This is a genomic window from Micromonospora sp. bgisy143, assembly GCF_057708145.1.
This window is the reverse complement of record NZ_JBYIRN010000021.1, coordinates 86107-109323: the sequence shown is the minus strand read 5'-3', so window position 1 is coordinate 109323 and position 23217 is coordinate 86107. Positions and strand designations below refer to the sequence as shown.

The 23217-nt window shown below is 72.0% G+C and carries 18 protein-coding genes; 4 read left to right on the top strand and 14 right to left on the bottom strand.

Features of this window, described 5'->3' with window-relative positions; genetic code table 11:
- Positions 1-77 precede the first annotated feature (77 nt).
- Positions 78-1715 carry an ABC transporter permease gene (locus AC3EN4_RS22980; RefSeq protein WP_435207760.1) on the bottom strand — a complete coding sequence of 546 codons (1638 nt, stop codon included), beginning with the start codon at positions 1713-1715 and terminating at the stop codon, positions 78-80.
- Positions 1712-2608, bottom strand: a complete 897-nt coding sequence (locus tag AC3EN4_RS22975) for an ABC transporter ATP-binding protein (protein WP_435207759.1) — start codon at positions 2606-2608, stop codon at positions 1712-1714. The genes AC3EN4_RS22980 and AC3EN4_RS22975 overlap by 4 nt, the downstream gene beginning before the upstream one ends.
- Positions 2609-2701: 93 nt before the next feature.
- On the opposite strand from AC3EN4_RS22975, the gene AC3EN4_RS22970 reads away from it, so the two are divergent.
- Complete coding sequence (locus AC3EN4_RS22970) at positions 2702-3199, top strand: GbsR/MarR family transcriptional regulator (RefSeq protein ID WP_435207758.1); 498 nt, start codon at positions 2702-2704, stop codon at positions 3197-3199.
- Here AC3EN4_RS22970 and AC3EN4_RS22965 read toward each other — a convergent pair.
- Together AC3EN4_RS22965 and AC3EN4_RS22960 are read right to left on the bottom strand one after the other, a co-directional pair.
- Entirely contained in the window at positions 3191-3745 is a 555-nt protein-coding gene (locus AC3EN4_RS22965) for a response regulator (protein ID WP_422737795.1), read from the bottom strand. The genes AC3EN4_RS22970 and AC3EN4_RS22965 overlap by 9 nt on opposite strands.
- Positions 3742-8109 (bottom strand): HAMP domain-containing protein, encoded by a 4368-nt coding sequence (locus AC3EN4_RS22960; RefSeq protein ID WP_435207757.1) that lies wholly within the window; start codon positions 8107-8109, stop codon positions 3742-3744. The genes AC3EN4_RS22965 and AC3EN4_RS22960 overlap by 4 nt, the downstream gene beginning before the upstream one ends.
- Positions 8110-8360: 251 nt before the next feature.
- On the opposite strand from AC3EN4_RS22960, the gene AC3EN4_RS22955 reads away from it, so the two are divergent.
- Positions 8361-10430 (top strand): SpoIIE family protein phosphatase, encoded by a 2070-nt coding sequence (locus tag AC3EN4_RS22955; RefSeq protein WP_435207756.1) that lies wholly within the window; start codon positions 8361-8363, stop codon positions 10428-10430.
- Between the two features lie 67 nt (positions 10431-10497).
- Here AC3EN4_RS22955 and AC3EN4_RS22950 read toward each other — a convergent pair whose 3' ends face one another.
- Positions 10498-11856: an FAD-binding oxidoreductase gene (locus AC3EN4_RS22950; protein WP_435207755.1), complete on the bottom strand. Its 1359-nt coding sequence runs from the start codon at positions 11854-11856 to the stop codon at positions 10498-10500.
- 96 nt (positions 11857-11952) lie between these two features.
- Here AC3EN4_RS22950 and AC3EN4_RS22945 point away from each other — a divergent pair, with 96 nt between their 5' ends.
- Complete coding sequence (locus AC3EN4_RS22945; protein ID WP_435207754.1) at positions 11953-14049, top strand: S9 family peptidase; 2097 nt, start codon at positions 11953-11955, stop codon at positions 14047-14049.
- Positions 14050-14135: 86 nt separating this feature from the next.
- Here AC3EN4_RS22945 and AC3EN4_RS22940 read toward each other — a convergent pair whose 3' ends face one another.
- The 9 genes from AC3EN4_RS22940 to AC3EN4_RS22900 all read right to left on the bottom strand — a co-directional run bounded on the left by AC3EN4_RS22940 (position 14136) and on the right by AC3EN4_RS22900 (position 22682).
- Entirely contained in the window at positions 14136-15662 is a 1527-nt protein-coding gene (locus tag AC3EN4_RS22940; protein ID WP_435207753.1) for an FtsX-like permease family protein, read from the bottom strand.
- Complete coding sequence (locus AC3EN4_RS22935) at positions 15659-16360, bottom strand: ABC transporter ATP-binding protein (protein ID WP_435207752.1); 702 nt, start codon at positions 16358-16360, stop codon at positions 15659-15661. Before AC3EN4_RS22935 ends, AC3EN4_RS22940 begins: the two co-directional genes overlap by 4 nt.
- Positions 16357-16893: a PadR family transcriptional regulator gene (locus tag AC3EN4_RS22930; protein ID WP_435207751.1), complete on the bottom strand. Its 537-nt coding sequence runs from the start codon at positions 16891-16893 to the stop codon at positions 16357-16359. The genes AC3EN4_RS22935 and AC3EN4_RS22930 overlap by 4 nt, the downstream gene beginning before the upstream one ends.
- 190 nt (positions 16894-17083) lie before the next feature.
- Entirely contained in the window at positions 17084-18622 is a 1539-nt protein-coding gene (locus AC3EN4_RS22925; RefSeq protein WP_435207779.1) for a SpoIIE family protein phosphatase, read from the bottom strand.
- A 2-nt stretch (positions 18623-18624) separates the two neighbouring features.
- Positions 18625-19995, bottom strand: coding sequence for a sensor histidine kinase (locus AC3EN4_RS22920; RefSeq protein WP_435207750.1), 1371 nt, complete (start codon positions 19993-19995; stop codon positions 18625-18627).
- The gene (locus AC3EN4_RS22915) at positions 19992-20999 is read right to left on the bottom strand and encodes a SpoIIE family protein phosphatase (RefSeq protein WP_435207749.1); all 1008 of its coding nucleotides are present in this window, start codon (positions 20997-20999) and stop codon (positions 19992-19994) included. The genes AC3EN4_RS22920 and AC3EN4_RS22915 overlap by 4 nt, the downstream gene beginning before the upstream one ends.
- The gene (locus AC3EN4_RS22910; RefSeq protein WP_422737785.1) at positions 20996-21415 is read right to left on the bottom strand and encodes an anti-sigma regulatory factor; all 420 of its coding nucleotides are present in this window, start codon (positions 21413-21415) and stop codon (positions 20996-20998) included. The genes AC3EN4_RS22915 and AC3EN4_RS22910 overlap by 4 nt, the downstream gene beginning before the upstream one ends.
- Positions 21412-21822, bottom strand: coding sequence for an STAS domain-containing protein (locus AC3EN4_RS22905; RefSeq protein ID WP_435207748.1), 411 nt, complete (start codon positions 21820-21822; stop codon positions 21412-21414). The genes AC3EN4_RS22910 and AC3EN4_RS22905 overlap by 4 nt, the downstream gene beginning before the upstream one ends.
- Complete coding sequence (locus tag AC3EN4_RS22900; protein ID WP_435207747.1) at positions 21822-22682, bottom strand: STAS domain-containing protein; 861 nt, start codon at positions 22680-22682, stop codon at positions 21822-21824. The genes AC3EN4_RS22905 and AC3EN4_RS22900 overlap by 1 nt, the downstream gene beginning before the upstream one ends.
- A 166-nt stretch (positions 22683-22848) precedes the next feature.
- Here AC3EN4_RS22900 and AC3EN4_RS22895 point away from each other — a divergent pair, with 166 nt between their 5' ends.
- On the top strand, positions 22849-23205 hold the full coding sequence (locus tag AC3EN4_RS22895; RefSeq protein WP_007454464.1) for an STAS domain-containing protein: 357 nt from the start codon (positions 22849-22851) through the stop codon (positions 23203-23205).
- Positions 23206-23217 lie beyond the last annotated feature (12 nt).

Genomic DNA, 23217 nt, shown 5'->3' with positions numbered 1-23217 from the left:
TTGATCAAGAGGTTCGCGTCAAAAATCGCGCCTCCACTGACGCGAACCTCTTGATCACCGCGCTTCAAGGGGGTGGGTCAGGGAGTGGGGACGTCTCGGGACTGGAAGGTTTTGCGGGACAGGGCCAGCAGGAGGGTGGTCAGGGCGGTCAGGGCCACGAGGGGGGTTGCGGTCCAGTTGTTGGCCAGCACCTGGGGGGTGTGGGTGAAGGGGCTGATGTCCAGCACCCACTGGCTCAGGTCCAGGATCGCGCCGATCTGACCCAGCAGCAGGCAGCCGGCGAGCACCGCCCAGGCCGCCCAGGAGAACCGGGGCAGCCAGCCCACCAGCAGCGCCGCCAGCCCGGCGAGCACCCAGGCCGCCGGCACCTGGGCCAGGCCCACACCGAGCATCCGGGGCACCTCGCCACCGACGTCACCGACACTGAGGCCGTACGACAGTCCGGTCGCCGCCCCCGTCACCGCCAGCACCACCACCGGGCCGAGCAGCGCGAAGAGCAGGTGCGCCGCCAGCCAGCGGGACCTGCTCACCGCCGTGGCGAGCAGCGGTTCGGCCCGCCCGGCGGTCTCCTCCGCCCGCGCCCGCAGCGCCGCCTGGATGCCGTACCCGGCGGCGGCCAACGCGGTCAGGCTCAACGTGCTCCCGAGGTACGCCTCGGCCAACGTCGACGAGCCACCCAGCCGGGCCAGCAGCTCGGCGATCTGCTCGTTGCCCTGCACCGCGTCGCCCGCCGCGTCCGCCGCGCCGCCCAGCACCAGACCGAGCAGACCGAAACCGATGGTCCAGCCGAGCAACTGGCCACGGTGCAGCCGCCAGGCCAGGCCGAACGGACCGGCCAGCGCGCCGGCGGCCGGACCGAGCCGGGGCGGCAGCACGCCGGCACCCACGTCCCGACGCACCGAGACGGGGTACGCGACGAGCGCCACCGCCGCGCTGAACAGCACCGGCAACAGCAGCACCCACCAGCGCTCGCCCGCGAAGGCGCGTCCCCGGGGCGCCCAGCCGAGCGGGGAGATCCAGCTCAACCACTCGGCGCTTCCGCCGGCACCGCCGGACCCTCCGGCGTCGCCACCGAGCCGCAGCGCGAACGCCACCCCGAGCACGCCCAGGCCGATGCCGCGCGCCCCGCCGGCGCTCTGGGTGAGCTGCGCGGCCAGGCCGCCGACCGTGGCGAACGCGATGCCGGTCAGCGCCACGCCGGCGCCGAAGAGCAGCGATCCGGCCCCGGGCAGACCCGCCGCGGCCAGGCCGCCGGCGATGAGCAGGCCGAGCAGCACATTCGCGGCGTACGTGACCAGCAGCGCCGCGGTCAGCCCGGCGTACCGGCCGAGGACCGACGCGCCCAGCAGTTCCCGCCGACCGGCCTCCTCCTCGGTACGGGTGTGCCGCACCACCGTCAGCACGCTGGCCAGGGCGGCGACCGCCGCGAACAGCCCGGCCCGTTGGACGGTGAGCGCGCCAATGCTGTCGCCGTACACCGGACCGAGCAGCGCGACGATCGACGGGTTGCTCGCGGTGCCGGCCAGGTATTCGGCCCGCTCGGCGGCGGTCGGATACAGGCCGGCGTACGCGCTGGCGTAGCTGGCCGGCAGCAGGGCCAGCGGAAGGATCCAGATGGGCAGCACGATCCGGTCCCGGCGCAGGATCAGCCGGACCAGGTGTCGGGTGCCGGTGAACGCGCTCGCTCGCGGGCCCGGCTCACTCCGCGCGCTCACGACGACACCTGCTCGGTCTGGTAGTGCCGCAGGAACAGCTCCTCCAGCGTCGGCGGTTGACTGACCAGGCTGCGTACGCCGATCTCGGTGAGCCGACGGAGCGCGACGTCCAGCGCGGCGTCCTCCACGTCGAAGCGCACCCGCTGCCCGTCCACCCGCAGGTCGTGTACGCCGGTGAGCTGCCCCAGCCCGTCCACCGGACCGGTCAGCTCGGCCTCGATGGAGGTGCGCCGCAGGTGTCGCAGCTCGCTCAGGGTGCCGGTCTCCACGTCCCGCCCGTTGCGGATGATCGTCACCCGGTCGCAGAGCGCCTCCACCTCGGCCAGGATGTGGCTGGAGAGCAGCACGGTTCGACCGTCGGCCTTCGCCCGGCGTACCCAGTGCTGGAAGACGTCCTCCATGAGCGGGTCCAGGCCGGAGGTCGGCTCGTCCAGGATGAGGAGTTCGGCGTCCGACGCGAGAGCGGCCACCAAGCCGACCTTCTGCCGGTTGCCCTTGGAGTACGTCCGGCCCTTCTTGCGGGGGTCCAGCTCGAAGGAGTCCAGCAGTTCGGCGCGGCGGGCCGGGTCGAGGCCGCCGCGCATCCGGCCGAGCAGGTCGATGACCTCGCCGCCGGAGAGGTTGGGCCAGAGCGTCACGTCGCCCGGCACGTACGCCAGCCGGCGGTGCAGGGCCACCGCGTCGCGCCACGGGTCGCCGCCGAGCAGGCGGACGACCCCCGCGTCCGTCCGCAGCAGGCCGAGCAGCGCCCGGATGGTCGTCGACTTGCCGGCGCCGTTCGGGCCGAGGAAGCCGTGCACCTCGCCGGCGCGGACGGTCAGGTCCAGACCGTCGAGCGCCCGGACCCGGCCGAAGGTCTTGACCAGGCCGGATACCTCAATCGGAGTTTCCATATATCGGAAGCTACACTCGTTTCACAAAGTTGTGAAGACAGTGTGAGCCGGGCACCATCGGTGCCCACGACACGGTCAGAAGGGGGACCAGAGATGGCGGACGCCGACGGCCACGACCCGGTGCACCTCTTCGTGGAACGGATGGCGCTCACGTTCGCCGAGGTCGGCTTTCCGCGGATGGCCGCTCGGGTGCTGTTCACCGTGATGAGCGCGGACGACCCACTGACGGCCGCCGAGATCGGCGAGCGCCTCGGGGTCAGCGCGGCGGCGGTCAGCGGGGCGGTCCGCTACCTCACCCAGTTCGGCATGCTGATCCGCGAGCCGGTCCCCCGCTCCCGCCGCGACCGTTACCGGATGCCGGAGAACCCCTGGTACGAGGGGACGATCACGAAGACCGCGATCTACAAGACGTTCATCGACGTCGCCGAAGGCGGCATCGGGGCCCTCGGCCCGGACACGCCGGCCGGCGAACGGGTGGCCGAGATGCGGGACTTCTTCCTCTTCGTCCAGGAAGAGATCGACTCACTGGGCGAACGCTGGCGCATCCGCCGTGCCCAGACCGGCCACCTGCGCCCGGGTGAGTCAGGCTGAACTGCCCCAGCGGGCCTGCTCCAGCAACTCCATCGCCCGGTCCCGCGCCTCGGAGTCGTCGGAGCGCAGGAGCGTGGTGGCCTCGTCCACCGCGTCGGTGAGTCGCCGCCACTGCGCGTCGCGCTCCCGCACCAGGTCCGACTGGGCGGCCAACTGCCGGGTCTTGACCCACAGCTCGACGAAGACCGACACCTTGGCCCGCAGCACCCACGGGTCGAACGGCTTGGTCAGGTAGTCGACGGCACCCACCTGGTAGCCCCGCAGGGCGAGCTGGGCGTCCCGGTCGGCGGCGGTGAGGAAGATGATCGGCACGTGTCGGGTGCGCTCGCGGCGCTTGATGTGACTGGCCGTCTCGAAGCCGTCCATGTCCGGCATCTGCGCGTCCAACAGGATCACCGCGAAGTCGTCCACCAGCAACTGCTTGAGCGCCGCCTCACCGCTCTCCACGGCCACCGACTGGACCGGCAGGCCCTGGAGGATCGCCTCCAGGGCCATCAGGTTCTCCCGACGGTCGTCCACGAGCAGCGCCTTGGCCATCTGGGTCACGAAGTCTCCTCGGTGCGGCTGCCGCTGATCCAGGACGACATCAGCTCGATCAGGTCGTCGAGGTCGACCGGCTTGGTGATGTAGTCGCTTCCCCCGGCCGCGAGCGCCGACTCACGGTCGCCCGGCATCGCCTTCGCGGTCAGGAAGACGACGGGAAGGTCGGCGAACCGGTGATTACGCCGGATCTGCCGGGTCGTCTCGTATCCGTCCTGGTCGGGCATCATGGCGTCCATCAGCACGATGTCCACCTCCGGATGCTCGGCCAGCAGGCGGACGCCGTCCGCCCCGTTGTCCGAGTACAGCACGGTCATGCCGTGCAGCTCCAACGCGCTGGTCAGAGCGAAGACGTTGCGCACGTCGTCGTCCACGATCAGCACGGTGGCGCCGTCCAACTGCCGGGTGGCCGGCGCCTCCGGCCGCTCCGGCAACAGTTCCAGCGGCGGCATCAGCAGCGACGACGGCAGGCCGGCGCGCTGCGGCGACGGCGACTGCGGCGCGACCACCGCGTCCGGAGCGAGGACCTGCGGTACGAACAGGGTGAACGTCGAGCCCTGCCCGGGCGCCGACGAGACCGTGATGGTGCCACCGATCAGTCGCGCCAGGTCCCGGCTGATCGACAAACCCAGACCGGTGCCGCCGTAGCGGCGACTGGTCGTGCCGTCCGCCTGCTGGAACGCCTCGAAGATGATCGACAGCTTGTCGTCGGAGATGCCGATCCCGGTGTCGATCACCGTGAAGGCGATCACCTGCTGGGCGTTGGTCAGCGCGGGCACGTCGAACACCGCGTTCGGCGCGGCCGGGGCGATCCGCAACGTCACCGCGCCGTTGTCGGTGAACTTCACCGCGTTGGAGAGCAGGTTGCGCAGGATCTGCTGCAACCGCTGCGCGTCGGTGACCAGCGCGGGCGGCAGGTCCTTGCTGACGCGTACCTGGAAGTCGAGATTCTTCTCCTCGGCCTGCGGCGCGAACGCCTGCTCGACGAAGCCGCGCAGCTCGGTGAAGCGGATCTCGGTCGGCTCGACGTCCATCCGGCCCGCCTCGATCTTGGACAGGTCGAGGATGTCGTCGATCAGGCGCAGCAGGTCGGAGCCGGAGCCGTGGATGGTCCGGGCGAACTCGATCTGCTTCGGGCTGAGGTTCTGCTCCGAGTTCTCCGCCAGCAGACGAGCCAGCAGCAGCAACGAGTTCAGCGGCGTACGCAGCTCGTGGCTCATGTTGGCCAGGAACTCCGACTTGTACGCCGACGCCCGGGTGAGTTGCTGCGCCTTCTCCTCCAGGCCGAGTCGGGCCAGCTCGATCTCCCGGTTCTTGGTCTCGATGTTGCCCTTCTGCTCGGAGAGCAGGGTGGCCTTCTCCTCCAGCTCGGCGTTGGTGCGCTGCAACTCCGCCGACTGCTCCTGCATCTCGTGCGCCAGCCGCTGCGACTGGGCCAGCAGCTCCTCCGTACGCCGGTTGGCCTGGATGGTGTTGACCGCGATGCCGATGGTGAGCACCAGCCGCTCCAGGAACGACAGGTGCAGCTCGGAGAAGGCGGACACGCTGGCGAACTCGATCACCCCGAGCAGCTCCCCCTCGAACAGCACGGGGAGCACCACCAGGTCGGTCGGGGGTGTCTCGGCCAGGCCGGAGCGCAGCGTGAGACGGCTGTTCGGCGGGGCGCTGACCCGGATCGTCCGGCGCGAGAGGGCGGTCTGCCCGACCAGTCCCTCGCCCGGCCCGAAGGTCACGTCGTGCCCCCGCGCCACATAGCCGTACGACGAGGTCAACCGCAGCCGCATGCTGCCGTCGGTGTCGTCGGCGAGGAAGAACGCGCCGAGTTGCGCGTCGACCAGCGGCGTCACCTCGGTCATGATCATGCGGCAGACCTCGCCGAGGTCACGCTGGCCCTGCAACAGGCCACCGATGCGGGCCAGGTTGGAGTCCAGCCAGCCCTGCTCGGCGTTCTTCTTGGTCGTCTCCCGGAGGGTGACGATCATCTGGTTGATGTTGTCCTTCAGCTCGGCGACCTCGCCCTGCGCCTTGACGGCGATCCGCTGGGTCAGGTCACCCCGGGTCACCGAGGTGGACACCTGGGCGATGGCCCGAAGCTGGGTGGTCAGCGTGGAGGCGAGCTGGTTGACGTTCTCGGTCAGGTCCCGCCAGGTGCCGGAGACGCCCTTGACCTGCGCCTGACCGCCCAACTTGCCCTCGATGCCGACCTCGCGGGCGACGCGGGTGACCTCGTCGGCGAACGACGAGAGCTGGTCCACCATCGTGTTGACGGTCGACTTCAGCTCCAGGATCTCGCCCTGGGCGTCCACGGTGATCTTCTGGCTCAGGTCACCCTTCGCCACGGCCGTGGTCACCGAGGCGATGTTGCGGACCTGGCTGGTCAGGTTCGACGCCATCGAGTTCACGTTGTCGGTCAGATCCCGCCACGTACCGGACACGCCCTTGACCTGCGCCTGACCACCGAGCTTGCCCTCGGTGCCCACCTCACGGGCCACCCGGGTCACCTCGTCCGCGAACGACGACAGCTGATCGACCATCGTGTTGACTGTCGACTTCAGCTCCAGGATCTCGCCCCGCGCGTCCACCGTGATCTTCTGCGACAGGTCACCCTTCGCCACCGCCGTCGAGACCTGGGCGATGTTGCGGACCTGGGCGGTCAGGTTCGACGCCATCGAGTTCACGTTGTCGGTCAGGTCCCGCCAGGTGCCGGCGACCCCGCGCACCTGGGCCTGGCCGCCGAGCTTGCCCTCGGTGCCCACCTCACGGGCCACCCGGGTCACCTCGTCCGCGAACGACGACAGCTGATCGACCATCGTGTTGACTGTCGACTTCAGCTCCAGGATCTCGCCCCGCGCGTCCACCGTGATCTTCTGTGACAGGTCACCCTTCGCCACCGCCGTCGTCACCGAGGCGATGTTGCGGACCTGGCTGGTCAGGTTCGACGCCATCGAGTTCACGTTGTCCGTCAGGTCCCGCCACGTACCGGACACGCCCTTGACCTGTGCCTGGCCGCCCAGGTTGCCCTCGGTACCCACCTCACGGGCCACCCGGGTCACCTCGTCCGCGAACGACGAGAGCTGGTCCACCATCGTGTTGACGGTGTTCTTCAGCTCCAGGATCTCGCCCTGCGCGTCGACGGTGATCTTCTGCGACAGGTCGCCCTTCGCCACCGCGGTGGAGACCTGGGAGATGTTGCGGACCTGGCTGGTCAGGTTGCCGGCCAACTGGTTGACGTTCTCGGTCAGGTCCCGCCAGGTGCCGGAGACGCCGCGTACCTGCGCCTGACCGCCCAGCTTGCCCTCGATGCCCACCTCACGGGCCACCCGCGTGACCTCGTCGGCGAACGACGACAGCTGGTCCACCATCGTGTTGACGGTGTCCTTCAGCTCCAGGATCTCGCCCTGCGCCGCGACAGTGATCTTCTGCGACAGGTCACCGCGCGCCACCGCCGTGGAGACCTGCGCGATGTTGCGGACCTGGGCGGTCAGGTTCGACGCCATCGAGTTGACGCTGTCGGTGAGGTCCTTCCAGGTGCCCGCCACGTTCGGCACCTCGGCCTGCCCACCCAGCTTGCCCTCGGTGCCCACCTCACGGGCCACCCGGGTCACCTGCTCGGCGAAGAGCCGCAGCGTGTCCGTGAGGTAGTTCATCGTGGCGGCCAACTCGGCCACCTCACCGCGCGCGCTGACCGTGATCTTCTGCGACAGGTCGCCCTTGGCCACCGCCGTCGCCACCTGCGAGATCGACCGCACCTGGCCGGTCAGGTTCGACGCCATGGTGTTCACCGAGTCGGTGAGGTCCTTCCACGTCCCGGCGACACCCCGTACGTCGGCCTGGCCGCCCAACTTGCCCTCGGTGCCCACCTCGCGGGCCACCCGGGTCACCTCGTTGGAGAACGACGACAACTGGTCGACCATCGTGTTCACGGTGCGCCCGATGCGCAGGTACTCACCGCGCAACGGCCGACCGTCTATCTCCAACGCCATGTGCTGGGACAGGTCGCCGTCGGCCACCGCCACGATGACCCGGGCGATCTCGGTCGTCGGCCGGCCCAGGTCGTCGATCAGCGAGTTGATCGCCCGCTGCCCCTCCGCCCAGGAGCCGTCCAGCCCCTCGTCGTCCAGCCGCTCGGTGAGCCGTCCGTCCCGGCCGACGATCCGGCTGATCCGCCGCAGGTCCAGGTACTGCCGCTCCTGGAGCGAGACCACCTCGTTGAAGGCGTCCGCCACCTCACCAGCCTTGCCGGCGCGGCGGGGCAACCGGACCTTCAGATCACCGCGACGCACCCGTCGCAGCGCCTCGGTCAGCTCACCGAGAAGCGCCTCCTGGTCGGGCGCGGACGGATCCGCGTACGACTGCTTCGCCGTGGTCATGATGCCTCGCTCACCTGGGGGGGTCCGTGCCCGTACAGACACACCGGCACCCCATATTGTGCCCGCGCCGGCCGTAGTGCCAGGGTGCGCGACCCGCCGATCGGCCCCGGCGGCCCCCGCGATCCTCGCGCCGGTACCCAACCCGACACAGACGCGCCGAGTGGCGCTCGTCACGTCGGAGAGGCCGCAGCGCCTCCCACCGATCACGGATCGGCTTGGCACCTGGCCGGGGGACGGTAGAGGATACGGGGGTGTCAGCCGAGGCGGGGCCCGCGACGGCCGGGGGCCGGAACGGGGCCGTCCGGCGTGTCCGTCTGCCCGCCGACCGCCGTACGCCCGCCGCCGCCCGCGCGGTCGTCCGCTCCGTCCTCACCGAGGCGCACCTCGACGACCTGATCAACGAGGCGCTGCTGCTCACCACCGAGCTGACCACCAACGCCGTCGAGCACGCCGGCACCGAACTGGACATCGAGGTCGTGGCGGACGGTGTCGGGCTCTCCGTGACCGTCTCCGACTTCGCCCCCAGCTCCGGCAACGACGAGCTGGCCGTCGGGGCCCGCAACGACACGACCGAGATCGACGAGGTCTCCGAGCGCGGTCGCGGACTGCTGCTCGTCGACCACTTCGCCAGCCGCTGGGGCACCACGTACCTGCCCACCGGCAAGGGCGTCTGGTTCCGCCTCGACCGGCCCGGCACCGAGCCGGGCGCCGGCTCCAGCGCCGGTGGCACGTCACTGGCCGGCGACCCCGGAGCCGTCGACGGATCGGCGCCGAGCGCGGGCGCGATGAGCGAACTCATGCAGACCGCCCCCGACATGTACGCCGACGACCCGCTGCCCGACTTCGCCGCCAGCCTGCTCAGCCGGGTCGCCGAGATGGTCGGCGCGGCCGGTGGGGCGGTCCGCCTGGACCGGGGCGACGGACAGGGCCGACAGTTGCTGGCCCGGTTCGGTCGGCAGCCCCGCCCCGACAGCGAGCTGCTGCGGGTGCCGTTGACCGTGCACCGCCCGTACGCCGGGGAGTTGGAGCTGGACGCCGCGCCGTCCGCGTACGCCCGGCCGTTGGCGGCGCTCACGGCCGAGCGGCTGTCGCTGCACCTGGAGAACGACCGGCTGCGCCGGGCGGACGTCCGGCGGCAGGCGTGGTTGACGTTCCTCGCCGAGGCGAGCGAGCTGCTGGCCCAGTCGCTGGACGTCGAGCTGACCATGGCCCTGATCCCGCAGTTGGTGGTGCCCCGGCTCGGTCAGTGGTGCGCCGTGCACACCACCGACGAGTGGGGCCGGTTGCGGCTGGCCGCGACCAGCCACGCCGACGAGTCGGTGCTGCCGCAGCTGCACCGGGTGCTGGCGGAGACCGGCCCGGATTCCATCCAGGCCCGGCTGCGGGAGGCGTCCCGCAGCGCGGCGCAGATTCCGCTGGGCGGCCCGATGGAGGGCTTCGCAGTCCCGCTGATCGCCCGCGGCCAGCGGCTCGGCACCCTCGCGGTGGGCCGGCACCAACGGCACCGGCACGACCCGGACGAGGTGGCCGTCCTGGAGGACGTGGCCCGACGGGCCGCGCTGGCGATCGAGAACGCCCGGATCCACGCCGAGCGCCGACGGGTCGCGCAGACGCTCCAGCAGTCCCTGCTGCCGCCCGTGCTGCCGGTGGTGGACGGCATCGGCTTCGCCGCCGAGTACGTGCCCACCGGTGACGACGCCGAGGTGGGTGGCGACTTCTACGACGTGGTGCCGCTGCCCGACGGGCGCTGGCTCGTGGTGATCGGCGACGTGTCGGGCAAGGGCGTCCAGGCGGCTGCGGTCACCGGGCTGGTCCGCGACGTGATCCGGGTGCTGGTCGGGGACGGCAAGCCGCTGCCGGAGGCGCTGGCCCGACTCAACGAGACGCTCGTCGAGCGGGGTGGTGGGCGGTACTGCACGTTGGCCCTCGCCGCGGTCGGGCCCGGCGACGGCGACCACCTCGACGTGTCCCTGCACCTGGCCGGGCACGACCGGCCGGTGCTGCTGGCCGGCGCGGGCGGAGCCCGGTTCGTCGGGGTCGGCGGTACGGCGCTGGGACTGCTCGACACCATCACCTCACCGACGACCGAGATCACGCTCGCCCCCGGCGACTCGCTGATCTTCTACACCGACGGGGTCACCGAGCGGCGGCGCGGCCGGGAGCTGTTCGGCACCGACCGGCTGCGGGACGCGGCCGCGCCGCTGGCCGGCTACTCCGCCGACGTGGTCGCCGCCCGCCTGCGCGCCGCCGCCATCAACTTCTCGGTCGAGCCACCCCGGGACGACATCGCCGTCCTGGTGCTCCGCAACGACGCGGTCTGAACAGCGCGGCGTCACCGACCGGCACAGCCGCACGGACCGGCGCGGCCGCACGGGCGGTTCGACGACCTCACAGGCCGCCGGGGAGGCGGCCGGGGGCCAGGCGGCGCTCCGGGTCGAGGTGTTCCTTGGCAGCCTCCAACCGGGCCAGGCCGGCCAGCTCGCCCCACAGGTCGACGGCCTGCCGGACCGCTGCCGGTGCGGAGACGACCAGGCAGCGGCCCTGCCGGGCCAGCAGCACCCCACGGACGGCGGCCAGGATGGACGCCACCCGGTCGGGCGGCACCGTGCCGGGCAGGGCCGCGTGCACCACGCCCAGACCGGCCGAGCCGCGCACCGGCACGGGTGCGCCGGCCGCGTCGCGCAGCGCGTACACGGCGGCGTGCAGGTCGCTGATCGGCACCTCCAGACGCAGCGCCGTGTCACCGGGCGCGAAGGGATAGCGACGCCACCACGTCGGTGCCGAATGGGCGACGGTCGCCTCGCCGTGCAGCAGGCCGACCAGCCGTTCGGCACGTTCGTTCACCTCGGCCGGGCCGCCTTCGAGCAGCACGACGAGGCTGCCCGCCCGGGACGGCGCCCCGGACCGGCCGGACATCGACGGGTGCCGTTCGCGGGCGGTGGCGGCCGGGTGGCCCGGCGGGTACGCGGTGCGCGGCCGGGGCAGACCACCGGGCAGGTCCAGCTCGATGGCCGCCGGTTCCAGGCGGGCGGCGAGGATCGACCGGATCAGCTCGTGGACCTCCAGCGGGGTCCACACCGGCCGGGACACCCAGAGCCGGCTGGCCGGTACCGGCTGCACCCGCAGGCTCGCCGAGACCAGCACGCCGAGCGCACCCTGTGAACCGCAGAGCAGCCGGGCCAGGTCCAGCCCGGGTGCGCCGCCGCCGGCGCTGACCAGCTCACCGTCGGCGGCCAGATAGCGGACGCCGACGAGCTGGTCGCACGGGCTGCCGTGGCGGTGCCGCAGCGGACCGGTCTCCCCGGCGGCGAGCACCCCGCCGAGGGTCGCGCCGGGCGAGGGGGCGTCCATCGCGAGCCGCTGCCCGGTGCGTTCCAGAGTGGCCTGTACCGCCCGCAGTGGAGTGCCCGCACCGACCTCGGCCACCGGAGCGCCCACCGGCTCGTGACCGATGCCGGCCAGCCGGCCGGTGTCGAGCAGGATGTCGACCTGCGTCGGGGTGGCACCCCAGTCGATCTTCGTGCCGGCGCCCCGGGGCACCACCGCCAGGTCGTGCGCGGCGGCCAGCCGCAGCACCTCGGCCGCCGCGTGCGGACCGCCGGGCACGGCCACCCAGCGGGCCGGCCGGCCGGCCACCTCGTCGGCCGGGCCGGCGAGTCGGGCGAACGGCGGACCGCAGATCGCCGTCAATCGCCGGGTGATCTCGAGGGCTCCGGACCGGCCGAGGGAACTCGCTGCTGCCGCCATGCCGGCTATCGTACATGTGTTCGAAAGCCAAGGTGGTGGTGTTCGGGATGCCACTGGTCCGGCACACAGGGTGAGCCGGCCGGTAACGTGGCCGCCGTGACCACCGAGACTGCCCCGCCCGCGGCGAAGCGGGTGCCCACCGAGCGCACCCACCACGGCGACACCGTCGTCGACGAGTACGCCTGGCTCGCCGCCAAGGACGACCCGGAGACGATCGCCTACCTGACCGCCGAGAACGCGTACACCGAGGAGCGCACCGCGCACCTGGCCGCCCTGCGCGCGGAGCTGTTCGAGGAGACCCGCCAGCGCACCCGCGAGACCGACCTGTCCGTGCCCACCCGCAAGGGTGGGTACTGGTACTACACCCGCACGATCGAGGGCCAGCAGTACGGCGTGCACTGCCGGCGTGCGGTCCGCGACGGCGAGTCCGACCCGCCGGTCAGCGCGGACGGCGCCCCGCTCGACGGTGAGGAGGTACTGCTCGACGGCAACCTGCTGGCCGAGGGGCACGACTTCTTCTCACTGGGCGCGTTCGACGTCAGCCCGGACGGGCGTTGGCTGGCGTACTCGACGGACTTCTCCGGCGACGAGCGCTTCACCCTCCGCGTCAAGGACCTGAGCACCGGGGAGCTGCTGCCCGACGAGGTGCCGGACACGTTCTACGGCACCGCCTGGTCGGCCGACGCGTCGGTGCTGTTCTACGTGACGGTCGACGACGCCTGGCGACCGAACCGGGTCTGGCGGCACACCATCGGCTCGGCCGCGGCCGACGACGTGGTGGTGCACCAGGAGGACGACGAGCGGTTCTGGGTGGGCGTCGAGCTGACCCGCTCCGAGAAGTTCATCCTCGTCGACATCCACAGCAAGATCACCAGCGAGGTGCTGGTGATCCCGGCGGGCAACCCCACCGGCGCCCCGGCCGTGATCGCACCCCGCCGGCAGGGCGTCGAGTACGCGGTGGAGCACCATGGCCACCGCTTCCTGATCCTGCACAACGACGGCGCGGAGGACTTCGCGCTGGCGTTCACCTCGGCGGACACCCCGGGCGACTGGGTGCCGCTGATCGAGCACAGCCCGGGCACCCGGCTGGAGGCGGTGGACGCGTTCGCGAACCACCTGGTGGTGTCCCTGCGCACCGACGGCCTCACCGGCCTACGGGTGCTCCCGATCGGCAGCGACGACGGGTACGACATCGACTTCCCCGAGCCGCTCTACAGCGTGGGCCTGGACGCCAACCCGGAGTACCGCACCGGTCAGGTCCGGCTGCGCTACTCCTCGCTGGTCACCCCGGACTCGGTGTACGACTACGACCTGGTGACCCGGCAGATGGTGCTGCGCAAGCAGAAGCCGGTGCTGCCCGGACCGGACGGCCGGCCGTACGACCCGGCCGAGTACGAGCAGCACCGCGACTGGGCGCTCGCCGACGACGGCACCCGGGTGCCGATCTCGCTGGTCTGCCGGGTCGGCACGCCCCGGGACGGCTCGGCCCCCTGCGAGCTGTACGGCTACGGCTCGTACGAGGCCAGCATGGACCCGTGGTTCTCGGTGGCCCGACTGTCCCTGCTGGACCGGGGCGTGGTCTTCGCCGTGGCGCACACCCGGGGCGGCGGTGAACTGGGCCGGCGCTGGTACGACCAGGGCAAGATGCTGGCCAAGAAGAACACCTTCACCGACTTCGTGGCCTGCGCCCGGCACCTGGTCAAGGCCGGCTGGACCGCCAGCGACCGGCTGGTGGCCCGGGGCGCATCGGCCGGCGGCCTGCTGATGGGCGCTGTCGCCAACCTCGCCCCGGACGCGTTCACGGGGATCGTGGCGCAGGTGCCGTTCGTGGACGCGCTCACCTCGATCCTCGACCCGTCGCTGCCGCTGACCGTCACCGAGTGGGAGGAGTGGGGCAACCCGCTCGAAGACCCCGAGGTGTACGCGTACATGAAGTCGTACACGCCGTACGAGAACGTCGCGGCGGTGGACTACCCGGCGATCCTCGCGGTGACCAGCCTCAACGACACGCGGGTGCTCTACTCCGAGCCGGCGAAGTGGATCGCGCGGCTGCGGGCCACCGCACCGCAGGGCGACTACCTGCTCAAGACCGAGATGGGCGCCGGGCACGGTGGCCCGAGCGGTCGCTACGACGCCTGGCGCGAGGAGGCGTTCATCAACGCCTGGATCCTGGACCGCCTGGGCCGCGCCTGACGCTCGATCCCGGAGGTGGTGGCCGCACACGCCGTCGAGGCCACCACCTCCGCGAAACGGCGCGATCAGACCGGTGTCGTCCTCGCTCAGGCCGTCCGCAACTCGTCCACCGCCGTGCTCACCCGCAGGAAGAGCAGGCCGACACCGACCGTCACCAGCACCGCCGCCAGGGCGCCGGCGCCGAGCCACGCCAGGTGCTCCAGAGGTACGGCGACAGTCCGCTCCTCCGCAGCGGTCTGCACGACCCGGGTGTACTGGTCACGGGTGGCCGGGTCGGCGCAGAGCGCCGCCGTCGCGTCGCACACCAGCTCCGACGATCCGCCCACGCTGACGTTGGGGAAGAGTCCCCTGCCCAGCAGCACTCCGACGGTGAGCGCCAGCAGGATCGCCGGCACCGCGGGGGTGAGCGCCTGCCAGGCCACCGACCCGCTGAGCGTGGCCCGGGGCACGCCGGTGGCGACCAGCGCCGCGTACGCGCGTCGGCGGGCCACGATCCCCTCGACCAGCGCGACGATCAGACCGCCCGCCGCGATCAGCACCGCGACGGCCACCGCGGCGTCGACCAGGTCCATTGTCGACAGGTAGAACGGGTTGGCGCCGCCGTCGTCCACCCCGGCGAGGCGGTTCTGCTCCCGTTCCAGCGCGTCCTGGGCGACGAAGTAGGCGCGCTGGGCAGCCGCCCCGGCACCGAAGATCACGGCGGCCAGCAGCGCGGCGAACGTCCGGCTGCCCGCCCACGGGTCGGCCATCAGCCGGCCCGCCGCGAGCAGCGCCGACGCACCCCGGGCGTGCCGGCGCAGCAGCCGCCCGCAGGTGTATGAGATCCAACCGGCGCCGACCACCACCCCGATCATCGCGGTGAGACCGCTCACCAGGAACAGCAGTGGCACCAGCCAGCCCAGCAGCACGGAGTTGCCCTCGACCCGGTAGAGCAACGGGCGGACGGCGATGAAGGACCCCAGACCCAGACCGATCAACAGCCCGGCCCACGGGCGTGGACCCCGCTCGCGGGCGGCCTTGCGACTGACCCCGAGCGGGCTCGTCGTGACGGTGCGCAGCATCAGGGCGGTGGCCAGCGCCGCGATCACCGGCAGACCCAGCACCACCGCGACGAGCGCGCCGGTCGGCGGTAGCACGTCGGTGGGCAGCGCCAACCGGCCCTGGTCGTCCGGCCGGTGCAGCAGGTTGCGACCGACCAGGTAGACGCCCAGCCCGGCGAGGGTGCCGAGCAGGCTGGCCAGGCCGGTCTCCAGGATCGCCAGCCGGGTGACCTGGCCGGGGGTCGCGCCGGCCAGCCGGAGCGCGGCGAGTCGCCGGTCCCGGGCGGGCGCGCCGAGCCGGGCGCACTGGCCGGCCAGGGCCAGCACCGGGACGGTCAGCATCAGCAGCGCGAACGCGGTCCCGCCACGCAGCCCCGGCTCACGCAGCAACGCGTTGCGGTACTGCTCGGACTGTGCCCAGGCATCGCCGGCCGGTTTCTGGATCGCGAGCACGGTCAGCGCCGCCAGCCCGGCCAGCGTCGCCAGCAGGGCACTGAGCGCGGTCAGCACGACGCGTGCCGTGTCCGTCCGGTTGCCGGCCAGCGCGAGCCGTACCAGCGTCGCCGGCCTCACCGTGCGCCGCCGGCCAACGGCACGTCGAGCCCCAGGCCGGTGTGGTCCACCAGACCGTCGCGCAGCACGATCTCCCGATCGGCGTACGCGGCGATCCGCGGCTCGTGGGTGACCAGCACGACGGAGGTGCGCTGCTCCCGGGCGAGCCGGACCAGTTGGGTGAGCACCTGCTCGCCGGTGAGCGTGTCGAGCGCGCCGGTCGGCTCGTCGGCGAAGAGCACCCGCGGCTCGGTGACCAGCGCCCGCGCCGTGGCGCAGCGCTGCTGCTGACCGCCGGACATCTCGCCGGGCCGCAGGTCGGCCAGTTCGGCCACCCCGAACCGGTCCAGCCAGGTCAGGGCCGCCGTCCGTGCCTCTCGCCGCCCCGTGCCGGCGAGGAGCAGGGGCAGCGCCACGTTCTCGGCCGCGGTCAGCTCGGCGACCAGTTGCCCGAACTGGAACAACACCCCGAACTCGGTACGCCGTAGCCGGGACCGGGCGGCCTCCGACCAGGTGTCGATCCGGTGGCCGCGCCAGGTGACCTCGCCCGCGTCGGGCCGGAGGATCCCGGCCAGGCAGTGCAGCAGGGTCGACTTGCCGCAGCCACTCGGCCCGGTGACCGCGACGATCTCGCCCTCGGCCACGTCGAGCGTCACACCGCGCAGGGCGGGCGTCGGGCCGTACGAACGAACCACGCCACGAGCCTGGAGTTGCGTCACGCGTGCACCTCCCGGTGCCAGTCGGCGACCCGGCCCAGCGTGGTGTGCAGCCACCGCAGGTCGGCGTCGAGATGGGCGATCGCGAAATCGGCCGCGACCACGTCGTTGAGGGTGGCGGCCGGGTCGGTCTTGACCGCCGTCAGCTCCCGGAGCCGCGCGGTGTGCGCGGCGCGCTGGTCCATCAGGTACGAACGCGCCCGGTCGACGTCGGCGACCAGCAGCGCCACCACGACCTTGGCGAAGAGCGTGCTGGCCACGTACGGCATCGGCGACTCCACTTCGGACAGCCACCGGTCCAGGGTGGAGCGGCCCTCGTCGGTCAGCGCGTACGCCGTCCGATCCGGCCCGGACGCCCGATCCTGACCGGCGGTGGCCACCAGACCGTCCCGTTCGAGGCGACCCAGGGTGGCGTACACCTGCCCGAACGCCAGCGGCCGAGCCCGGGGCAACCGCTGGTCATGCGCCCGCTTCAGCTCATACCCGTGCCGACTCCCCCCAGCCAGCAACCCCAGCAGAACATGCGGCGTAGACACCCCTCAACTATTCACCCAGCGAATACCCCAGTCAACACCCACCCACCCCCACCCCGGTGCCCGCCCCACCGCCCACCCCGGTGATCATGAAGTTATTGCCACGACACGCCGACCCGGCGAGCAATAACTTCATGATCACCGGGGCAAATAGGCGGGAGCCCGGCCGGGAGCCGGGTGCGGGTGGGGTGGGTCAGTGGCGGCGGAGGACTACTACGGCTACGTCGTCCTGGATTTTGTCGGGGGCCAGTTCGACCAGGAGGCGGGCGCAGAAGTCGTCCAGGTTCGCGTCCACGGTGGCGGACACCGCGGCCAGCGCGGCCAGGCCCTCGTCGATGGTCGCGTCCCGCCGCTCGATCAGCCCGTCGGTGTAGAACACCAGCGTGGCGCCGGTCGGCAGGACGAACTCCAGGTCGGCCGGTCGGGGCGCGCGGACGCCGAGCAGGGGCGCCGAGTGCTGGACGAACTCGACCTTGCCGTCGCGGTGCAGCAGCGGCGGCAGGTGACCGGCGCTGGCCAGCCGGACCCGGCCGCTCGGCGGGTGCAGCAGCAGGACGCAGAGCGTGGCCAGCTCGTTCGGCAGCAGCGTACGCATCAGCTCGTTGACCCGGTGCAGGATCTCGCCGGGCTGGTGCCCCTCGACGGCGTACGCCCGGACCGCGTGCCGCAGCTCGGCCATCACGGTGGCCGCGTGCAGCGAGTGGCCGGCCACGTCCCCGATCGCCAGCAGGAGGTGCCCGTCGAGCATCACCAGCTCGTAGAAGTCCCCGCCCACCTCGGTCTGCGCGCTGGCCGGCTCGTACCGCACCGCGAGGTCCAGTCCGGCGATCGTGGGCAGGCTGCGCGGGAGCAGGCTGCGCTGAAGGGTGACGGCGATCCGGTGCTCCTCGTCGAAGGAGCGCTGGGCCTCGACGGCCGCCGCCACGGCCTGGGCGAGCTGCACGAGCACCGGCGTCCGGGCGGTCTGGGTGGCGGTGGGGACCACCACGTACAACGGCGCGCGGTCCTCCCGCAGCCGCGCCGCGGCCACGGTCACGGTGTCGTCGGTGGGCCAGCTGAGCAGCCCCCAGTTCTCCGGCGACTCCACCCGCACGGTCGCGCCGGTGGGCACCCCCGTGTCGTCGACGATCCACGGCACGATGGCGGCGTCCGCGCCGGGACCTGCGCAGACGCCGGCGATGCAGTCACCGTCGAACGTCTCGGCGATCACGGCGGCGGGGCTCTTGAAGATCTGCGCGGCACCCTCGGCGGCGGCTTCGAGCAGCCGCGCGAAGGTCGACGCGGCGTGCACGGCGACGGTGGTGTCGGCGAGGCCGAGCAGCCGCTCGGCGAGCAGTTCGGCGCGCTGCCGGGCCTGGTAGTAGCGCAGGACCGCCCGGGAGGTGGCGATCAGCTCCTCCGGCTCGATCGGCTCGGCCAGGTACGCGTCCGCCCCCCGGGTCAACCCCTGGGCGCGGTCGGTGACGTCCACGGCGTGCGCGGAAACGTGGATCACCGGCATCGCCGGGTGCGCCGCCTTGATCCGCTCGCACACCTCGTAGCCGCTCAGGTCGGGCAGCCGGACGTCCAGCACCACCAGGTCGATGCGGTCCGTCTCGACCCGGGCCAGCGCCTCGGTGCCGTTCTCCGCCTCGAGCACGGTGTAGCCGGCCCGGGTGAGCCAACTGACCAGCAGGTACCGCTTGGTACGACTGTCGTCGACCACCAGGACGGTCGTCGGCCCGCCGTCCACCGTCACGCTCCGCCGGTGGGCAGGGAGACGGTGAATGTGCTGCCCCGCCCGGGCTCGCTGGCCAACTCCAGCGTGCCACCGAGCAGGGTCACCAGCCGCCGGGCGTACGGCAGGCCGAGGCCGGTGCCGCCGACCCGGGTCGCGCCGGGCACCTGGTAGAACTCCTCGAAGATCCGGTCGTGCAGCTCCGGGGCGATGCCCGGGCCGGTGTCGCTGACCTCGAAGTTCCACCGGTCGTCGTGGCGTCGGGCGCGCAGCCGTACCTCGCCGCGCTCGGTGAACTTGAGACCGTTGTGCAGCAGGTTGCGCAGCACCTGACCGAGGAGCACCTCGTCGGTGCGCAGCACGGCCGGCGCGGTCGGCTCCTCCACCGTCAGCTCCACCCCGGGCCGGGTGGCCAGCGCCCGCATGGTGCCGCGCAGTTGCCCGAAGACCGGCCGCAGGTCCACGTCCGCCCAGTCCGGCTCGATCCGACCGGACTCGGCCTTGGCGAGGTCGAGCAGTTCGTTCACCAGGCCGAGCAGATCCTCCGCCGAGGAGCGGATGAGGCCGACCTGGCGGACCTGTTCGGTGGTGAGGGGGTCGGACGAGGAGTCCGACAGCAGGCGGCCCAGCCCGATGATCGCGGTCACCGGGGCCCGCAGCTCGTGGCTCACGTTGGCCAGGAAGCGGCTCTTCGACTCGCTCGCGGCGCGCAACTGGGCCGACTTCTCGTCCAGCTCGGCGTAGAGGGCGACGACTCCCCGGTTGGTCTCCTCCAACTCCTCGGTGAGCTGGTTGTAGAGCGCCAGCACACCGCGGTTGGTCTCGGCCAGCTCCTCGTTCAGCACGGCCAACTCGTCGCGCTGGCTGCGCACCTCGTCGAGGGCCGCGATGAGCTGGCCGTTCTGCACGGTCAGTTCGTCCAGCGCGCTGCCCGGCGCGGTGCGGCCGAGTTCGGCACGGAACTCGGCCAGCCGCTCCGGAGTCGGCGCCGGCGCGTTCGCCGGGACTCTGCGGGACATCCGTACGACCGTAACCCCCTTGACGGTCATGACGCTCAGGGTGTCGACCAGGCGGGACACCGCGCCGGACTGCGGCTCGTACCGGCCGTCCGGCAGAGGGGTCACCGGCGCCAGGTCGGCGCGCAGGTGGAAGCGGCCGTCGCCGCCTCCGTCGACGTGGAAGGTGACGTCCGCGCCATCCGTTGTCCGCAACAGGTCCCGGGCCACCTCGCTGAGCGCCGTGGCGATCCGTACCTGGTCCTGGTGTTCGAGGCCCACCACACCGGCCACCTCGCGGCCACGCTGGCGGATGACGAAGATGTCCTGTTCGACGCGGAGCGCCATCTGCAGCAGCGGCTCGGCGGCCGGCACGCCCGGATCGACGCTCATGCCCGGGACCTCGCCACCAGGACACAGGCGTCGTCGCGCCGCACCCCGGCGTCACGCAGCAGGGTGGCCGCCAGCACCAGCGGAGACCGTTCGACGAGGCCCGGATAGTCGGTCAACCGCCAGCGGTCGACGACGCCGTCGCTGTGCATCACGAGCCGGGCGTCCGGCCCGAACGGGTAGTCGTAGCCGCGTACCGTCGGCCGCTGGTGCCCGGCGATGCCGGGCAGCGACACCAGCCCTCGGCGCTGCCCGTCACCGTCGACGATCACGCCGGCGATGTTGCCGAGCCCGGCGTAGTGCAGGACGCCGGACGCCAGTTCGGCGACCGCGATCGCGGCCCCCCGGGTGTGCGACATGCTCCGGTGCAGGTGGCTCACGACCGCTGCGGGCGGGCCGGCCGGAGCGTTCCGGAAGGCGGCGAGCGCGGCCTCGGTGGCGGCGGCGGCCAGCGGGCCGTGCCCGAGACCGTCGCTGACGAGCACCTGGTGCCGACCGTCGGTGAGCCGGACGGCGTACCCGTCACCGCTGACCGTCTCGCCGGGGATCGGCCGGGTGAGACCGCCGGCCCAGGACGGTTTCGCCGGTTCGCCCGGCCAGACCTGGACGGCGAAGACGGTCCCCTTGCCGGGCAGGGAGTAGCCGTCGAACCAGCTCGCCTGCCGGACGATGGCGCCGAGGCCGATGCCGAGCGTGCCGGTGGTGGAGTGCCCGTCCCGGGAGGAGACGGTGAGGTCGGCCATGCCCGGCCCGGAGTCGATGGCGATCATCTCCACGCCGGCCTGCCCGGCGCGGCGGACCGGTCGCAGCAGCAGGACGCCGTCGTCGGCGTGCTTGACGAGGTTGCTGGTCAGTTCGGCGGCGACGATGGCCAGGTCCGCGATCCGGGACGCGTCCATCTCGACCTGCTCACCGAGGCGTTCGGCGGCCCGTCGTACGGCGCTGGCCGCGCTGCTGGCCTCCACGCGGAACCAGAGCCCACTGTCGGTGACCGCGTCTCCGTTCACCGGGCCCACTTGGTGACGGTGATCCGGGTGCCGGTCTCCGCCGATGTCTCGATTTCGAACTCGTCGACCAGCCGCCGGGACCCGCTGAGGCCGAGGCCGAGGCCACCACCGGTGGTGTACCCGTCGGTCAGGGCCAGGTCGAGGTCGGCGATGCCGGGGCCGGAGTCGGCGAAGACGATCCGGAGGCCCTTGCGTCGACCGCTGTCCACGGTCGTGACCTCCACGGTGCCGCCACCGCCGTACACCAGGGTGTTGCGGGCCAGCTCGCTCGCGGCCGTGACCACCTTGGTCTGGTCGACGAGCGACAGCTTGACGGCGACCGCCACCGACCGGACCAGTTGCCGGACGCGGACCACGTCCTCGTCGCTGCGGACCGACTGCGCCTGCGGGTGGCCCAGTTCGATGCCCGTTGTCACGGCGTGGCCGTCTCGGCGTTCGGATCGTCGTCGAACTGGTGGTCGAGGTCGTCCGCGTTGGCCGCCGCGATCAGCTCCATGCCGCGCTCGACGTTCAGCGCGGTACGGATGCCGTTCAGTGAGAGCCCCAGTTCGACGAGGGTGATGGCGACGGCGGGCCGCATGCCCACCACCACCGTCTCCGCGTCGAGGACCTTGGAGATCGAGGCGATGGTGGAGAGCATCCGGCCGACGAACGAGTCGACGATGTCCAACGCCGTGATGTCGATGATGACGCCGTGGCAGCCGGTGGCCACGATCCGCTCGGCGAGGTCCTCCTGGAGCTGCACCGCCGTCTGGTCGGACATGTCGAGCTGGATGGAGACCAGCAGGATGTCACCGATCTTGAGGATCGGTACGCGTTCCATCAGGCGTCCCTGCGTGGCTGGCGGCGGGCGGTCTCGACTCCGGTGAGCCGTAGTACGTGGCGCAGCGCGTCGGCGAGGCTGGCCTTGGTGGCGATGTCGCCGAACTCGATGCCGAGCGCCACGATGGTCTGCGCGATCTGCGGGCGGATGCCGGAGATGATGCAGTCGGCGCCCATCAGCCGGGCGGCCACCACGGTCTTCAGGATGTGCTGGGCGACCTGGGTGTCCACGGCCGGGACGCCGGTGATGTCGATGATCGCGTACGGGGAGCCGGTGTCGACCAGGGTCTGCAGCAGCCGCTCCATGACCACCTGGGCCCGGGCGGAGTCCAGGGTGCCGACCAGCGGGACGGCGACCACGCCCTCCCAGAGCTTGACCACCGGGGTGGAGAGTTCGAGCAGCTGCTCGGCCTGGTCGGCGATCAGGCTCTCGCGGGTACGCACGAAGCTCTCGAAGGTGAACAGGCCCAGCTCGTCGACCAGCCTGGAGTAGGCGACGAAATCGTGCAGCGCGTCGGCGGCGCCGGACTCCTGGAGCAACTCGGCCAGCACGTCCTTGAGCGCGAAGACGCTGATCGACGTCTCGGTGGCGGAGAAGCCCTGCCGGGCCCTGCCCCGGGACAGCTCGGAGAGCGTGGCGCGCAGCTCGCCGGCGTTCTCGGCGGACAGGTCGACGCTGCCCTGCTCGGCGGTGCCGACGATGGCCCGCTGCAGGTCCTCGACCTGCCGGCGCAGCTCGGCGTGGCTCAGCCGGCCCCGGAGCGAGCCGGCGACGATGTCGGTCCACCGCTGCGTGATCTGCTCGGCGTGCCCGCCCAGCAGCGCGGCCAGCCGACCACTTTCCTCGGCGTTCAACGCCATCGCGAAAACCCCCCTCGACCTGGACCGGCCGGACTCTATCACCGGGGTCTGCACAACTACTTGCTGCACAGCAATGGAATGACGATGGCCACCGAATGCCGGCTCCCGTTCTGCGTACGACCCCAGCCGTGGGATACCGTTCCCCCGATAACAGGAGGGCTGGCGAATGTCCCTGACGGTGCACACGGAACAACGCGGCGACGTGGTCGTCGTGTCGGTCGCGGGCGAGCTGGACATGGCAACCGCACCGCAGTTGCAGGACCAGATCACCGACCTGCTCGACAAGGGCCGCAACCGGCTGGTGTTCGACCTGGCGGACGTCTCGTTCTGCGACTCGACCGGTCTGTCGGTGTTCGTCCGCGCCAAGAACAGCTGTGACGAGGCCGGCGGTGTGGTGCGGTTGGCCGCTCCGCAGCGCGGCGTGCTGCGCATCCTCGAGGTGAGCGGGCTCGTCGAGGTGCTGCACACCTATCCGACGGTGGACGAGGCCGTCGCCGGCGAACCGACCCCGGCGTCCTCCTGATCGCTGTTTCGA

Coding starts and splice junctions, on each gene's coding strand:
- AC3EN4_RS22975 (WP_435207759.1), bottom strand. CDS start 2,608: ATGGAAACTCCGATTGAGGTATCCGGCCTGGTCAAGACCTTCGGCCGG.
- AC3EN4_RS22970 (WP_435207758.1), top strand. CDS start 2,702: ATGGCGGACGCCGACGGCCACGACCCGGTGCACCTCTTCGTGGAACGG.
- AC3EN4_RS22960 (WP_435207757.1), bottom strand. CDS start 8,109: ATGACCACGGCGAAGCAGTCGTACGCGGATCCGTCCGCGCCCGACCAG.
- AC3EN4_RS22950 (WP_435207755.1), bottom strand. CDS start 11,856: ATGGCGGCAGCAGCGAGTTCCCTCGGCCGGTCCGGAGCCCTCGAGATC.
- AC3EN4_RS22920 (WP_435207750.1), bottom strand. CDS start 19,995: ATGAGCGTCGATCCGGGCGTGCCGGCCGCCGAGCCGCTGCTGCAGATG.
- AC3EN4_RS22905 (WP_435207748.1), bottom strand. CDS start 21,822: ATGGAACGCGTACCGATCCTCAAGATCGGTGACATCCTGCTGGTCTCC.
- AC3EN4_RS22900 (WP_435207747.1), bottom strand. CDS start 22,682: ATGGCGTTGAACGCCGAGGAAAGTGGTCGGCTGGCCGCGCTGCTGGGC.
- AC3EN4_RS22895 (WP_007454464.1), top strand. CDS start 22,849: ATGTCCCTGACGGTGCACACGGAACAACGCGGCGACGTGGTCGTCGTG.